The sequence below is a fragment of the Borrelia recurrentis A1 genome (assembly GCF_000019705.1).
Classification (GTDB): Bacteria; Spirochaetota; Spirochaetia; order Borreliales; family Borreliaceae; genus Borrelia; species Borrelia duttonii.
On record NC_011244.1, the window covers coordinates 826387 to 841555 of the forward strand.

Here is a 15169-nt window from a genome sequence, read left to right on the forward strand (position 1 = left end):
AGATAATGGCTATATTGTTTGATATTGATTATTTATTAATAGTTAATGTATTTTATATTCTGTGATTTTATTGTGTAAAGTTTTTCTTCCAATTTTAAGTATTTCAGCACATTTACTTTTATTATTCTTGGAATGAAGAAGTGTTTGTTTTATGATCTCTTTTTCTGCTTCTTTTAAGCTTATTCCTATTGGTAGTGTTATATTAAATGATTGATTTGTGTTGTTTTTAATTTTAGGGGGTAGATCATCTTTAACAATTTGTTTCCCTTTAGATAGGATTAATGCACTCTCAAGTACATTTTTTAATTCTCTGATATTCCCTGGCCAATCATATGCATAAAGAGCTTTTAGTGCATCATTTGAAATACTTTTTTCTTCTTTATTATTTTCACTTGCAACATCTTTAATTAGTATTTTTGTTAAATTTGGAATGTCATCTTTTCTTTCTCTTAATGGTGGAATATTTATATTTATTATATTAAGTCTATAAAATAAATCTTCTCTAAATTTTCCTTTTTGAATTTCTTCTTCAATATTTTTATTTGTTGCTGTTAGTAACCTAATGTCAACTTGCATAGTAGTTTCTCCGCCTACTCGTTCAAAGGTTTTATTTTGCAGTACTCTTAGTAATTTTACTTGTACTTCAGGTGATACTTCTACTATTTCATCTAAAAATATGGTTCCTTTATCTGCTAGTTCAAATCTGCCTTTTTTTTGGAAAATTGCACCTGTGAATGCTCCTTTTTCATGTCCAAAAAGTTCACTCTCAAGTATGCTTTCAGATAGTGCGGCACAATTGACTTTAATAAAAGGTTTGTCGTTTCTATTTGATAAATCAAATATTGCATCTGCTATTACTTCTTTTCCAACACCGCTTTCTCCAGTTATTAGAACAGATGCTTTTGATTTTGCAATTTTCTTTACAAGTTCTAAGATTTTTTGCATTATAAGTGATTTTCCAAATATTTCTTCGTAATAGCTTAAATTTTTTCTTATAATGACGTTTTTTTGTAATACATTTTGTTGTGTTTTGTCATTCCTTTTTTTTAAAGCTCGCTTGATGATTAATAATAGTCTTTCAAGGTCAACAGGTTTTGTTAAAAAGTCATAAGCACCCTCTCGCATAGCATCAACAGCTGAATCTACAGTGCCGTGTGCTGTAAGAATGATAAAAGGTATATTTAGATTTCTATCTTTTACAATTTTTAATAATTCTTCTCCTGATATTTGAGGCATTCGAAGATCAGATATTATAGCATCGATTTTTTCATTTTGAATTGTTTCAAGAGCTTCTTCGCCATCACTAGCAGTAAATACAAAGTAACCCTCTTCTTCAAGATAAGTTGCTATTCCTTCTCGTATGTTTTTTTCATCATCTGCTACCAATAATTTACTCATTTTCTAAACATCCTTCAATTAAAATTTTGTCTTTATTTAATTTTGGAAGTGTTATTGTAAAAGATGTTCCTTTCATTTCTTTACTTTCTACAAAAATTTCACCACCATGTTCTTTCACTATTTTATAGGAAATGGTAAGTCCTATACCACTTCCATTTTCTTTTGTACTGAATTGGGGTTTAAATATATCGTCTTTTGTTTCGTTTGTTATTCCATTAGCATTATCTTTAATAGAAACATAAATGTTATTTTCATTTTCATGAATAGATATTTCTATTTTTTTTATTTTTTTATTTGATTCAAGTAATGCTTCTTCTGCATTTTTTACTATATTAATAATTACTTGTCTTATAAGTTTTTCATCAATTAATACAAAGCTTACTTTTTTTAAACTAAGTATAAATTTAATATTTTTATTTTTTAATTCTGGATTTAATAAATTATATACACTTTTTATAATATCTGAAATATCTTTTTTTTGTGGCATTATTTTTATTGGTCTTACTGTTAATAAGAAATCTGTTACTGTTTTGTCCATTCTATTTATTTCTTCTTTAATTATTTTAAAGTAATGATTTGTTTTTGTACTTTTGATGTTTTGTTTATCTATTTCTTTTTTAAGGAGTTGTAAATTTATATCAATTGCTCCTAGAGGATTTTTAATTTCATGTGCTATGTTTCTTGCATGTCTTGTAAATGCAGCTAAAGCTTCAGCTCTTCTAAAGAGTTCTTCTTTATGTTTTTTATCTTTAATGTCTTCAATTAAAATGATATTTCCTTCAAGTTTTTGATCTCTTACATATGGCATAAATGATATTTTGATATATATGTTTGTTGAAATTTGTACTTCAAATCCTATTATTTTATCTTCATTTGTTGCTAGTTCTTCTATGAGATTTGTTAGTGTTGGAATTGAAATATCTTTAAGAGTTTCTAATTTATATTTGGGGCTTATAGATAGAATTTGAAATAACATTTTGTTTAGATAAATTATGTTGTTGATTTTATCAAGTACCATAATGCCTTCATTAATAGATGCGAAAATACCATCATATATTTCTATTTTTTTATAAATATCTTGTATGAATTTAAGTTTTTGGTCACTTGATAATTTATTTAATTTGGTCAATGTTTTTTTTAAAAATTTGCTCATTAATCCTCATAATGTAACATTAGATTTTCGATTATTAATTTTTTATTTTGATTGTAAGGATTATATTTCATTATATATTTTAGATGTTCTAATCTTTGTAAGTATGTGTTTATATCTAAATTTTGGTTTAAAAATTCATTTCTAAGTTGGTTTGTAAGTTCTTCTAAAAATAGACTGAATATGTTGTCGTCTTTTATGAAATTAGTTGAACTTAGATTAAATATACTTTGCTTTTCTTGTATGACATTTAAAATTTTTTTGACTTCTTCTTTTAATTTGGTATGTTCTTCGCTATTAAATGATTTAAAATATTCTTCTATTGTAAGTTTGTCATTTTTTTTAAAAGTTTCCTGAAATAGACTAATTTCAAATTCTCTGTTTTCTTTTTTGAATTTGTATATTCTAAGTCTTGATAAAATTGTTTTTGGAATTTTATTTTTATTCCTTGTGGCTAAAATGAAATAGATATTTGGAGGTGGTTCTTCTAGTATTTTTAATAATGCATTATAGACATTAAAATTAAGGTTTTCAATTGTATTAATGTAAATTACTTTTATCTTGTTTTTTTCAGATAGTACCCAGTATTTAATTTTTCTAACATCCTTAATTGTAATGTTAAAATTTATCTCTTTAATTATTTCTTCAATTTTATTAATAAGTTCTTTTTTTGTTGTGTCATTGTATTGATTGTTATAGTAGACATCATTAATAAAATTGATATTTGTTTCTATTTTTTTTAAATTTTTGTCACTACTAAAGTTGTATTTTGCAAAGATAATATTTTTAACATATTCTAGATATCGATTTATAACTTCGTTTGATGTTGAGCTGAGATAAGCTTTTGCTTCCACTACATTAAGATCTGAGAGAATAATTAAATTAGGATTTGTTAAATTTTTTGTATTTAGAATTTCTTTTGCTAGTGTAATTGCAGTTGTCTTTTTAAAAGAAAATCTTTCTCCCCAAAAAAGCATTGCATTTGCTAAATTTTCTTTTTTATATTCATTAATTATTGTTTTAGCTATTTCAGGTAATATTTTCATATTTTTACTTCTCTTTGCTATGTTTTTGATATTTTAAATAGGTAATTTATTCCAGGATTGAGATATTCAAGAAAGTTACTTCCTTCTAAGAAATAGTTAGGATTAAATATTTGTTGAGCATGAATTATATATACTACAATTGCTATTATTCCAAAAGCTTCAAGTAAGCCAAGTACAAGACCAAGTATTCTATTGAAAAATAGTAATTTAAGATGACTTATTATTGATTCAATTAATGCTTGTAAAATTAAGAATCCTATGTGTATTACTAGAAAAAATACTAATAGTGCTTGAATATATGACAAATCAAGGATTGGCGATATTAATATCTTGAAATCATTAGTTTTATTGTAAAGTAAAAATATTAAAGTAAAAATTTCGACAAATCCAGTAATTTCTTTAATAAAACCTCGTAAAAACCCTCTGAGGCCTAATGATGTAAAAATTATTATTATTAATATGTCAACTACGCCTGTTATTTTAAAAGGATTGTTTAGCATTGATGTCCTCAAATTCCTTTAATAATAGATTGGATATTATACTTGATGAATCTTGATTGTGAAATTTTTTTATATTCTGTTTTATTATATTAAATTTTTCTTTATTATTTAAAATTTCTTTTATCAAGTTTATGATTTTAATTTCATTTAGGTCATCTTCATCTATTTTTAAACATGCATTTTGGTTTTCTAATAAATTTGCATTTTTAACTTGATCTCCTCGTGAGCCCTTTATAAATGGAACAAGTATTACGCATGCACCGGCATTTGCAAATTCTTTAATGGCTCCAGCTCCAGCTCTGCTTATTATTATATCTGAAAATTTTATTATACTTGCCATTTCTTCTGCATTAAAAAATTGTTTTCTTAGATAATTGTCTTCTCTAGTTGGATCTAAATTTTTGCCACATTGGTGAATAAAATAGACATCAATTTTGTTTTTTATATTTATAACTAATTTATTTAAAATTTCTGCTCCAAGGGAACCCCCAATTATGCTAATTATGGGTTTTTGTGTATTTTGAGTCAAATTTTTGATTATATCTGATTTTGGATTTAAAAATTCTTTTCTTATTGGTGATCCTGTATATAAGACGTTTTTATTTTTAAAATATTTTGTGCTTTCTTGAAAACTTATATGTATTTTGTGTGCGAATTTTGAGTTAATTTTTGTTGCAAGTCCAGGATCAAGATCCATTTCGTGAGTTATACTTTTTACTCCAAGGAAACTTGCTGCAATAATAGGAGGGCTTGATACAAAACCACCAGTTGCATATATGATTTGTGGTTTATATTTTTGTATGATGAGAAAGCTTTTTATTATTCCAAATATTACTTTGAAAAAATCAGTGAAATTTTGTAGAGAAAAATATCTTCTGAATTTCCCTGACGGAATTGCAATAAATTTGATATATTCGTATTCTTGAATAAGTTTTTCTTCTATTGAATTTTTTTTTCCAAGCCAAAAAAATTCAATATTTGTATCATATTCTTTTAATTTGGAAATTATTGCTATTCCTGGAAAAATATGTCCTCCTGTGCCCCCCCCTGTAAAAAAAATCCTTTTCTTAGTGTTTATATACTGTTGCATTTATTGTTTAAATTCCTATATTTTTTATTTTAATTTAATAATGTATTTTAATGCAAATATTGCATTTTTTCTTTTAAATAACAAATCATTTATTAGACTAAAATAAATGATTTTTATTATTGCAATATGTTAAAAACTATTTTTTAAAAAAAATTCAATTTGAATGTCTTTTTTTGTCGAATTATTGTTTAGAGTAGAATGTTTTATTATTGAGTGAGTGACTTTAGTTGCTTGTTTTAATGCGTATTCTATTTCATATGTTTCAAGATATCCTATTAGTAAGCTTGTAAATAGGTCTCCTGTTCCACTAAAATTTTGTTCTAATTTTTCTAAAAAAAATTCCGAATATTCTTTTGTTTTTGTATTGTAAGCAGCGGTTCCTATGAGATTGTCTTTTTCTATGCTTGTAACTATGATTGTTCCTTTTATTTCAAGATTTGATGTTGCTTTTATTATTTCATCTTTATTTCTAATTTTTTCAGTTTTTGCTAACATTTTTAATTCTGTGATATTTGGTGTTATTATGTCTGCATGTTTTATTATTTCTCTAAAACCACTTACTATTTTGTAATCAAAAGTAGGGTAGAGCATGTTATTGTCTGCAAAAACAGGATCAATTATTATTTTTTTAAATTTGAATAGTTTTAGAATTTGTTCTATTATTTTGTGTTGTTTGTTGTTGCCAAGAAATCCACTATAAAATATATCAAAATTTTCATTTTGATTTTTCCAGGATAGTATAAACTTTTTTAATTTATTTGTTAAATCTATTATTTCGAATTCTTTGTAATTTGTTGTTGCAGAGAGAACAGAAGTTACTAGTGGACAAACTTGAATATTAAATGATGATATTACTGGTATGCATATTGTAAGTGATGCTTTACCTATGGTTGAAATATCATGCATGGCTAATACTCGTTTCATAATTTTACTCCTTTTGTATATTTATAATTTTCTATTCTTGAGTTTGCATTAGTTTCAATGGAACTTGCTCCATATTTTAAATACATAAGATATCCAATTCCTGCAATCATTGCTGCGTTGTCTGTACAAAGGTCAATTGGGGGATAGTATGTTTCTATTTCAAGGTTTTTAATTTTTTCTCTTAAATAAAGGTTGCTTGCTACTCCTCCAGATATTATTAATTTTTTTATGTTAGTATCCTTTATTGCTCTTTTTATTGGAATTATTAAATTTTCAAAAGCTGCTCTTTGAAAACTTGCAGCAATATTGTTATTTGTTATTTGGGCATTGTTGTTTTTAAATTTTTCAAGTTGATGTATGCATGCTGTTTTGAGGCCCGAATATGAGAAGTCATATCTATTTTCTTTTTTGTCAAAAATTGTAATTGGAAAATTAAATGCATATTGATTGCCGTCTATAGCCAATTTTTCTATATTTGGGCCACCAGGAAATCCCATCTTATAATGTTTTGCTATTTTGTCAAATGCTTCTCCACAAGCATCATCGAGTGTTCTTCCAAGTATTTCAATATCATCAAAATTATTTTGTTTGGCAAGTATTGTGTGACCTCCACTTAATACTAATGATAGAAATGGATATTCTATTGTGTGATTCAGCAAGGGTGCATAAAGATGTCCTAGAATGTGATCAATACAAATTAGAGGTTTTTTGAGGGCAATGGACAGTCCTTTGGCAAAGTTTACACCAACAATTAAAGAGCCAATAAGCCCAGGTTGAGATGTAACTGCTATTAAATCTATTTCAGATATATTTATTTTAGCACTTATTATGGCTTGTTGACAAACATACATAATAAATTCTGTATGTAGTCTTGAGGCAATTTCTGGTACTATTCCATAATATTTTTTATGTTCTTTTTGACTAAGTTTGATATTGCTTAAAATTGTGTTGCCATTTTCTACTATAGCTGCACAACAATCATCACATGAGCTTTCTATTCCAAGTACCTTCATTGTTTTCCTCTCTTTGATAAAGGTTTATTAAATTTTTAAATACAAATTCTTTCTTTAAGTTTTCTGATTCTTGTTGAAGTATTTTAAGGGTGTTTTTTGACCAAATGTGTCCTATTACTTTGACAATTCCTTTTGTTCTAGCTATTTGTTTTGCTCGTTCAAGTGCTTTAATTACAGATTTTTCATTATCTCTATTATCAAGGAATATATCTCTTTGTTCTACTAAGATTCCAATGCTTTTACCAGTTTGTATAGATATGCTGTCTTTAGTAGTTAGACTGTCAAAGAAATATTTATTTTTTTCTTTAAGTTTTATTAACATGATTTTCATAATGTTTTCATTTGAGGTAATAAGACTTCCCATATGATTATTCATTATCTTTGCATTTGGATATGTATTGAATGTTGTTTCAATTTTTGTTCGTATAGTGATTTCATCATCATTGATATTGATATGAAATTTTTCTATTGAATTTTTATGTTTTGATTGCATTGGGAAATGAATCATTATAATTTTATTTTTATTTTGTAGTTTGTTATAAAATTCCATTGATTTTGGTAAAAAGGGAATAATTGAAAAATTAATGTTTAGATTAATTTTTATAAATTCGTCTAACATAAATTCATCATATCCAACGTCATCAATTATAAGATAAAATTCTGGCTTTGAATTGTTGAGTTTTAATTTTTGTTTTGTTTTTGTTGAATTGTGTCTTTTAAGTTTTGCCAATTTATCTTTTAACTTTAAATTAATTTTATTGTTATTGGATTTTAGATATACAAAACTAGAAAACAATATACTTATTGATGCAAAAGATGTAATTATGATAAACAATACTTTAATTTGTAACTTATGTCTTTTAATAAAAACATAAATATTTTGAATATTCATTCTCAGAAATTCTTATTATATTTAAATATGTGACTAAGTCAATATTTATTGATAAAGTTCTTCTCTGAGTTTTTTTAGTACTCTTTTTTCGATCTGTCTTACAGTTTCTGAAGATATTCCAAGTTCTGTAGAAATATCTTTTAATGTGCTTTTTTTATCACTATTGTCCAAATTGTATCTTTTCTTGATTATATATCTTTCTTTTTCATTTAGTTTGGTTTCTAGTATGTAGTTTAGATGCTTTAATGTTGAATTTTGTTCAAGAGTACTCTCAGGATTTAAAGAATTATCTTCATAGAGATTTAGTAGCGTGGAGTTTTCTGATCCTTCAATCTTTTTATCTAGAGAATATTCTTTTTCAAGGTAAGGAATAATCTTTACATATTGAGCAGTTGTCAAGTTAAATCTTTCCATTATGTCTTCTTTTTTTGGTGATTTTTCTTCTTCCATTAGATATTTATTGATTTGAAGTATTAAATTTTCTTTTCTGTATGGTACTTTTACAAGTCTTGTTTTTGTGTTTAATGCCCTTTGAAGAGATTGTTTAATCCAAAATGAAGCATAAGTTGAAAATTTGGTATTTTTACTCGGATCATATTTTTCCGCAGCTCTAATTAAACCTAAATTTCCTTCTTGTATTAGATCTTCTATTTTTAATCCTTTGCCAGCATATCTTTTAATTATTTTGAGAACTAAACGTAAGTTGGCATTTATCATTTGGTTTTTTGCTTTTAAGCTTCCTAGTTTTATCTGTTTTGCAAGTTCGATTTCTTCTTCGTGAGTTATAAGCCTATGTTCTCTTACAGATTTTAGATATATATTTAAATCTTCATTGCTAAATATATTCACACTACTTCTCCCATCTTTTAAATTTTGTGTATCAACATCCTTCTCCCTTTTTGATGTGATGCAAAAATCATGCCAACTTAGAAAATAATTGATATTTTTATTAAATATTAATTATTTTCTAAGATTATTTGTTATTTTAATTTGATTGTAGATTACATCAGCAAGCCTAAAATTTTTGGATTTGGCTATTTGTTTTGCTCTTTCTGAATAAATCATGTCTTCAAAAATTTCTTCTGTTTGTCCTCCATTAATTAAATTATTTTCTTTATTTAAAGTATTTTTCATACTCTTGAGCATTTGATTTATAAATATTGCTTCAAATTCTAGAGCAGCTTCATAAAGTTTATTGTCATTTTTGCTTTGATTTATTTCTCCTACTTTTTCTTTTAATATTTTTATTTGATTTTGTGTTTTTATATGTTGTGAATTGATTTTATTTATCATATTTATTCCTCTAAAATTAATTCTCCGTATAGTTTAGAAATTTTATTTGCTCTTTTAATTATTTGTATTAATTCTTTGTTATTAAGCTTAGTTGAATTATTTGATATGAATTCATTTAATTTCATCTTTTGTATTTCTATTTTTATATTTTTATTTGTTTTGTTACTAAATAAGTCTTCTTCTTTTCTTTCAATTGATAATACTAGGGGTCCTATTTCTGCATTTGTGCTTGCCATAATTATTTTATTTTGTTCATTGATTAAAACTTTAGGCATAGTTTTTATTTCTATTTTCTCAATTTTACTTATTAGTCTAATGTCATCAACTTCAATTTCTATAATATTTCCTGATTTTATATTATTTTTTATGTTATTTTTTGTTAGATTTTGACTTATTAAATTTATTAGAGAATAATCTTTGTTTTTTAAAATTATATTGTAAGTTGTATAGTTCTGATTCTCATGTATTGTTGCTCCATTTAATATGTATCCTGTACCTTTTGATTTATCATTGATTATTATTGGTCCTGATGCAGTTGCTAATAACTTTCCTTGTTTATCTTTAAATTCTGTTTTTAAAAGCATTCCGTTTGTTAAATCTTTTGCATCTAGCATAGATGCTATGTAAACGTTATGAGTTGCACCTTTAATCATATTTCCATTTATTTTGATTGCTACATTTACTAATGCTATATTTTTGCTTCCTGTTTTGGTTAGATCTATTTCGTTAATACCAATTTTGTTTAAAATTTGATTTAAAATTTCCTTTTCTTTAATTGAATCTCCTTTATCAGTAAGTCCTGCTACTATTCCAATTCCTGTTAATATTTGCGAATTAGCAGGTTGTATTTCAGAAATATTTTTTAGTTTTGTGTGTTCATTTATTTGTTTGTCAGCATTATTTTGGTTAGAAAAATTTTTAACTTGATTTTCTTGTGCAAATGAGCTTAAATTTAATATAATTAACATTATCAATTTTTTCATGATTTTGTTCCTTTGTATGGCAATATAGTTTACCTTTATTTTAATATTATTTCAATTGTTTAGTCTTGTGTGTTTTATTTGGCTTTTTTTGTTTATGTAAAGTGAAATGAAAAATGATACTTGAAGAAAAAATTTTGTTGCTTGTATGTGAAATTAACTAACAAAATTGAAAATGATACTTTTTATATAAGTGTATTATTGTTGCTTTTGTATTTTGTTTAGCTTAATTTTTTCATTTTTCATTATATTTTGTAATACAATATATTTGTTTTGATGTAATGCATTTAAATTTAAGTTTTCGTTGTTGCTTGTTGTGTTTATTTGGTATTTAAAGTAAACGTTATGTTCGTTTAAATTTTGTCCTGTCTTTAAAGTTGTTTTTGCAAATACAATTGGTTCTATGATGTCTATGTATATATTTATTTTGTTATGTTTTTTATAGTCTTCAAATTGTTTTGCATAATAAATTATGATTTTTTGTATAGGTATATTTTTATATGATGTTTGATTTGTTATTTTAAATTTTATATTGATTGCAGATTGATTTTGGATATTGATTTCTGATTCATCGAAACTGAATTGCAATATGTATATATTTTTATTTTCAAGAGTTTTAGTTATATGACTAATCATAGAATATATTATTTGTTTTTTTTTGAAATGTGGACTTATATAAATTTGGGATAAATTATTTCCATTGCATATTTTTGAATATTCTTTTGAAAAAAAGTATACTTTGTTGGGAGACATTTTAAAGCAGGTGTCATAAGCTTTTATATATGATAAATTTATTGTAAGTAAGTAAAATATAAACCTACTTTTGAGTGTTGTCACTGTTTCTTTAAGTTATTAGCGATTCCTAGCATATTGTCTGAAGTATGGATTGCTTTTGAGTTTATTTCATAAGCCCTTTGTGCAACTATCATTGTCACCATTTCTTCTGCGATTGCTACGTTTGACATTTCAAGCATTCCTTGTTTAAGTTTGCCCATTCCATTGCTTCCTGGAATTCCTGATATTTCCTCTCCCGATCCTATTGTTTCTTTAAATATATTGTTACCAATTGCATTTAGCCCTGCTGGATTTACAAATCTTGCGATTTCTATTTGTCCAAGCTCAATTGGTTCAAGACCTTCGTTAACTTTTACAGATATTATTCCTTCTTGAGAGATTGCAATAGAGTTTTTGATGTATTCTTCAGGGAATGATATTTCTGGTAACAATATATATCCTTGATTTGTTACTAAGTGTCCATTTGCGTCTATTTTAAATGAACCATCTCTGGTATATCCATAAGTGCCATCTGATAAGAGAACCTTATAAAATCCATCACCTTCAATTGCAACATCAGTATTTAAATTGGTAACTTGCAGATTCCCTTGTTCAAACAATCTGTGTGTTGCTGATACTTTTGTTCCATGTCCAACTTGATTGCCCAGAGGAGTTACTGTGTCTTCAGTTGCAGGCGTTCCTGCTCTTCTTTGTGTTTGGTATATTAAATCTTCAAATTCAGCTCTTATTTTTTTAAAACCAATAGTGTTTACGTTTGAAAGATTATTAGCAATTGTGTCTACATTATATTGTTGTGCTTTCATTCCACTGGCTGATGTCCAGAGTGCTCTCATCATATATATATACTCCTTTAAAATTTTCCAATTTCGTTGATTAATTTGCCAAGAAGTGTATCTTCAGTTTGTATTGTTTTTTGATTTGCTTCATAAACTCTGTTAACTGTAATCATTGAAACCATTTCATTAATTGCATTTACATTTGAACACTCTAAAACTCCTGATTCAATTTTAGGTCTTGAATTTATGGGAATATTTTTAGCTTGTCCAGATATTTCTGTGCTGTACCATAGGGAACTTCCTTGTTTTTTTAAAAATCTTGCTTTTTCAAAATTGACAATTTTTAAATTGTCTAGTAGTTCATAATTTTCCCATGAATTTTCACTTTCACTTACAAGCCTTTTGGGATTGCTTTCGAATGTTGAATTGTGAAATATCTGTCCTTGTTCTGTTATTTTGAAATTATTATCTTTTATGTGTATGTATCCTTTCTCTCCAATAACAGGATATCCATCTTTTGTAATAAGTATGCCTTCTCGTCCAAGTGTAAAAGATCCATTTCGTGTATATCTTTCTCCTTCAGGTGTTTGTACAACAAAAAAGCCTTCTTCAGTTAATGCCAAGTCAAGAGGATTTCCAGTTATTTTTAGTGAACCTTGTTCAAAGGATGTGTATATTTCGTTTTCTTCAACTCCTGTTCCAAGCTTCCCGACAACAGGTGCTGTTTCTAGATATCCTTTAGGAAATTTATAAAGACCATCATCATTAGTTCGTCTAATTAGCATTTCAGGAAAGGCTTTTTGAACAGATAAATCTTTTTTATATCCTGTAAGGTCAATATTTGCTAAGTTATTGGCAATAACTTCTAACCTATGTCTTTGTGCTATCATTCCACTGGCAGCTGTATAAATTCCTCTTACCATATAAATCCTTATTACTTCTCTTTGCAATTATAAATATGTTATCATAAAAGTCAATATTTTTAAATTCAAAAATATTGGTTTATGATATTTGTTTGTATTTTATGTGGGTATTACCCAAAAAAATTGAGATGTTAATTGTTGTTAAATGATTGACTTTGTATAATTATGTATATAAGGTATCTTTTGCAAAAGATATAAAATAAATGTATAATTCTTTTTTATTATGAAATGTTTAAAGTGTTTTTTGTAATGTTAGTTTTAGGAGTTTGTATGAGTAAAAATATATTAAAAATTGTTTTTTTATTCTGGTTTGCATTTTTTTTATTTGCAGAATCTGAGAGTAAAAAAGAGGATGGTAGTGAAGTTTTGGGATATTGGGTTGGCTATGATGATAAGACCAATGCTAAAAATTCTGTGATTTATGTTTATAAGTATAATGATAAGGTTTATGGTAGGATTTTAAATGTAATTAAGGATGGCAAAATACATGATATTAATAACCCTTCTGGTTATAAGGTTGTAGGTTTTGAACATTTAAGTACTGAGGGACTTGATTTTATGTGGGGTCTTAAGTATTTTAAGTCTTCTTCAAAATGGGATAAGGGTAAAATTATTGATCCTAATAATGGCAAGATTTATACTTCTGAAATGAGAGTAGATCCAAAAACCGGAAATCTTGTTACTAAGGGTAAAGTATGGGTTTTTGGTAGGAGTAAAGTTTGGACACGAGCTAAAGAAGATGAAATTCCTAATTTGGATGTAGATGGTATAGTGCCAAATCCTCCTGTTGTAGAAGAATAAATATTTGATATTTTTGATATTAATGGAAAATTTGATGATAGATAAAATGGGATATTATGATAGGTTTATCATGAAAGTGCCTAATTTTCCAAAAGAAGGTATACTTTTTTATGATATTTCAAATGTTTTACTTCAAGCAGAAGCTTATAAGTCTTTACTGGAAGATGCGCATGCCCTTTATTCGTCAAAAGAAATTGATTGCATTGCTGCTATTGAATCAAGAGGATATTTAATAGGTGCTCCTTTGGCTTTAAAGATGAATTTACCTCTTTTGTTGATTCGTAAAGGAGGAAAGCTTCCACGTCAAGTCTTACGAGAAGAGTATGAACTTGAATATGGATTGGGTAGTATTGAAATACATAAGGATGATATTAAACAGCACACAAAGATTTTGTTGGTTGATGATATTTTAGCTACTGGAGGTACTATAAGGGCAGCTGTTAGGTTGCTTGAGAGAGCGAGTGGAGTGATATCTGATATATTTTGTTTTATTGAGCTTGTATCAATAAGAGGTAGAGATATTTTGGGAGAGTATAATGTGAATTCTCTTGTTAGATATCCTTAGTAATTTATTTAATAAATAATTTTGTATTATTCATGTAATAAATATTAATTATTAATTAATATGATTTAAATTTAAATAATTGACTTTAAATTTTATTAAAATTATAATGTTTAGCTGAATATTGAGAGGTGATTGTAATGTATGCGTTAGTAGAGATAAAAGGTAAGCAATACAAGGCTGTAAAGGGAGAAATATTAAGGGTAGATAGAATTGTGGCAAATAGTGGTGATCAATTGGAATTCAATAGTGTAATGCTTGTAAAAAAAGATGAGGATCTAAAAATAGGAAAGCCTTATGTTTTAGGTTCTTGTGTAAAATGTACTTATCTAGAAGATAAGAAAGATAAGAAGGTTGTTTCTTATAGATACAGAAGAAGAAAGGAAAGCGAGCGAAAGGTTGGGCATCGTCAATCTTATTCTTATGTTTTAGTTGATGATATAATTTGTTAATTAGTGATTAATGTTTTGATAAGAACCCATAATGATATAATTATTTATATTTTAGCTAATGGACATGCTAAGAGTAATGGTTATATTAGTGTAGTTTGTTCCTCTTTTTCTTTTATTTTAAGAACTTTTTTTAGTATTCTTGATTATGAGAGAGAGGGCTTTATTGTGGATAATTCTTTAAAAGGCTATTTGGAATTTCGAGCTTCTTTTGGAACTTTGAATAAGGAGAGTCTTTTTTATCATAGTAAATTTTTAATACACGGTATAAAGGATTTGTGTTTTGAATATCCTTATGATATTAAATTAATTTTGGAGGAAACTAATGGCAACAAGTAAAAGTGGTGGTAGTTCTAAGAATGGAAGAGATTCTATATCTAAAAGGCTTGGTGTTAAGAGAAGTGGTGGACAATTTGTAAGAGCCGGGGAAATAATTATAAGACAAAGAGGTACAAAATTTCATAAAGGTAAAAATTCTGGTCTTGGTAGAGATCATACAATATTTGCTCTGAAAGATGGTATAGTAGAATTTAAAACTTCTAAAGGTCGAAAATATATAAATATTATTTAATATCAT

19 protein-coding genes are annotated in these 15169 nt (G+C 26.4%); 5 read left to right on the forward strand and 14 right to left on the reverse strand.

The features are described 5' to 3' along the window. Positions 1 to 42: 42 nt before the first annotated feature. From BRE_RS03875 to flgF, 14 genes are all read right to left on the reverse strand, one after another. Positions 43 to 1398, reverse strand: coding sequence for a sigma-54-dependent transcriptional regulator (locus BRE_RS03875; RefSeq protein ID WP_012539144.1), 1356 nt, complete (start codon positions 1396 to 1398; stop codon positions 43 to 45). Beyond that, positions 1391 to 2551: a two-component system sensor histidine kinase NtrB gene (locus BRE_RS03880; RefSeq protein WP_012539145.1), complete on the reverse strand. Its 1161-nt coding sequence runs from the start codon at positions 2549 to 2551 to the stop codon at positions 1391 to 1393. The genes BRE_RS03875 and BRE_RS03880 overlap by 8 nt, the downstream gene beginning before the upstream one ends. Then, a complete protein-coding gene (locus BRE_RS03885) occupies positions 2551 to 3594 on the reverse strand; it encodes a hypothetical protein (protein ID WP_012539146.1) in 1044 nt (347 codons plus the stop codon). The genes BRE_RS03880 and BRE_RS03885 overlap by 1 nt, the downstream gene beginning before the upstream one ends. 17 nt (positions 3595 to 3611) lie before the next feature. After that, the gene (locus BRE_RS03890; RefSeq protein WP_041178161.1) at positions 3612 to 4094 is read right to left on the reverse strand and encodes a CvpA family protein; all 483 of its coding nucleotides are present in this window, start codon (positions 4092 to 4094) and stop codon (positions 3612 to 3614) included. Then, positions 4075 to 5172 carry an undecaprenyldiphospho-muramoylpentapeptide beta-N-acetylglucosaminyltransferase gene (gene murG, locus BRE_RS03895; RefSeq protein WP_041178205.1) on the reverse strand — a complete coding sequence of 366 codons (1098 nt, stop codon included), beginning with the start codon at positions 5170 to 5172 and terminating at the stop codon, positions 4075 to 4077. The genes BRE_RS03890 and murG overlap by 20 nt, the downstream gene beginning before the upstream one ends. Before the next feature lie 141 nt (positions 5173 to 5313). Next, complete coding sequence (locus tag BRE_RS03900) at positions 5314 to 6108, reverse strand: PfkB family carbohydrate kinase (RefSeq protein ID WP_012539149.1); 795 nt, start codon at positions 6106 to 6108, stop codon at positions 5314 to 5316. Next, the gene (tsaD, locus tag BRE_RS03905; protein WP_012539150.1) at positions 6105 to 7121 is read right to left on the reverse strand and encodes a tRNA (adenosine(37)-N6)-threonylcarbamoyltransferase complex transferase subunit TsaD; all 1017 of its coding nucleotides are present in this window, start codon (positions 7119 to 7121) and stop codon (positions 6105 to 6107) included. The genes BRE_RS03900 and tsaD overlap by 4 nt, the downstream gene beginning before the upstream one ends. Next, positions 7090 to 8013: a divergent polysaccharide deacetylase family protein gene (locus BRE_RS03910; RefSeq protein WP_012539151.1), complete on the reverse strand. Its 924-nt coding sequence runs from the start codon at positions 8011 to 8013 to the stop codon at positions 7090 to 7092. Before BRE_RS03910 ends, tsaD begins: the two co-directional genes overlap by 32 nt. Before the next feature lie 45 nt (positions 8014 to 8058). Further along, a complete protein-coding gene (locus BRE_RS03915) occupies positions 8059 to 8862 on the reverse strand; it encodes a sigma-70 family RNA polymerase sigma factor (protein ID WP_012539152.1) in 804 nt (267 codons plus the stop codon). Between the two features lie 111 nt (positions 8863 to 8973). Beyond that, positions 8974 to 9306 (reverse strand): rod-binding protein, encoded by a 333-nt coding sequence (locus tag BRE_RS03920; protein WP_012538508.1) that lies wholly within the window; start codon positions 9304 to 9306, stop codon positions 8974 to 8976. Positions 9307 to 9308: 2 nt separating this feature from the next. Further along, positions 9309 to 10289, reverse strand: a complete 981-nt coding sequence (locus BRE_RS03925) for a flagellar basal body P-ring protein FlgI (RefSeq protein ID WP_012539153.1) — start codon at positions 10287 to 10289, stop codon at positions 9309 to 9311. Positions 10290 to 10484: 195 nt separating this feature from the next. Beyond that, positions 10485 to 11123, reverse strand: a complete 639-nt coding sequence (locus BRE_RS03930; protein ID WP_012539154.1) for a hypothetical protein — start codon at positions 11121 to 11123, stop codon at positions 10485 to 10487. Further along, positions 11120 to 11917: a flagellar basal-body rod protein FlgG gene (gene flgG, locus BRE_RS03935; RefSeq protein WP_012539155.1), complete on the reverse strand. Its 798-nt coding sequence runs from the start codon at positions 11915 to 11917 to the stop codon at positions 11120 to 11122. The genes BRE_RS03930 and flgG overlap by 4 nt, the downstream gene beginning before the upstream one ends. Positions 11918 to 11931: 14 nt before the next feature. Continuing rightward, positions 11932 to 12780, reverse strand: coding sequence for a flagellar basal-body rod protein FlgF (flgF, locus tag BRE_RS03940; protein ID WP_041178162.1), 849 nt, complete (start codon positions 12778 to 12780; stop codon positions 11932 to 11934). A 270-nt stretch (positions 12781 to 13050) separates the two neighbouring features. Here flgF and BRE_RS03945 point away from each other — a divergent pair, with 270 nt between their 5' ends. The 5 genes from BRE_RS03945 to rpmA all read left to right on the forward strand — a co-directional run bounded on the left by BRE_RS03945 (position 13051) and on the right by rpmA (position 15163). Beyond that, positions 13051 to 13581 (forward strand): DUF2147 domain-containing protein, encoded by a 531-nt coding sequence (locus tag BRE_RS03945; RefSeq protein ID WP_041178163.1) that lies wholly within the window; start codon positions 13051 to 13053, stop codon positions 13579 to 13581. Positions 13582 to 13615: 34 nt separating this feature from the next. Then, on the forward strand, positions 13616 to 14146 hold the full coding sequence (locus tag BRE_RS03950; protein WP_041178164.1) for an adenine phosphoribosyltransferase: 531 nt from the start codon (positions 13616 to 13618) through the stop codon (positions 14144 to 14146). 137 nt (positions 14147 to 14283) lie between these two features. Further along, positions 14284 to 14595 (forward strand): 50S ribosomal protein L21, encoded by a 312-nt coding sequence (rplU, locus tag BRE_RS03955; RefSeq protein WP_041178165.1) that lies wholly within the window; start codon positions 14284 to 14286, stop codon positions 14593 to 14595. 3 nt (positions 14596 to 14598) lie between these two features. Continuing rightward, complete coding sequence (locus BRE_RS03960) at positions 14599 to 14931, forward strand: ribosomal-processing cysteine protease Prp (RefSeq protein ID WP_012539160.1); 333 nt, start codon at positions 14599 to 14601, stop codon at positions 14929 to 14931. Continuing rightward, positions 14918 to 15163, forward strand: coding sequence for a 50S ribosomal protein L27 (gene rpmA, locus BRE_RS03965; RefSeq protein WP_012538517.1), 246 nt, complete (start codon positions 14918 to 14920; stop codon positions 15161 to 15163). Before BRE_RS03960 ends, rpmA begins: the two co-directional genes overlap by 14 nt. Positions 15164 to 15169: the final 6 nt, after the last annotated feature.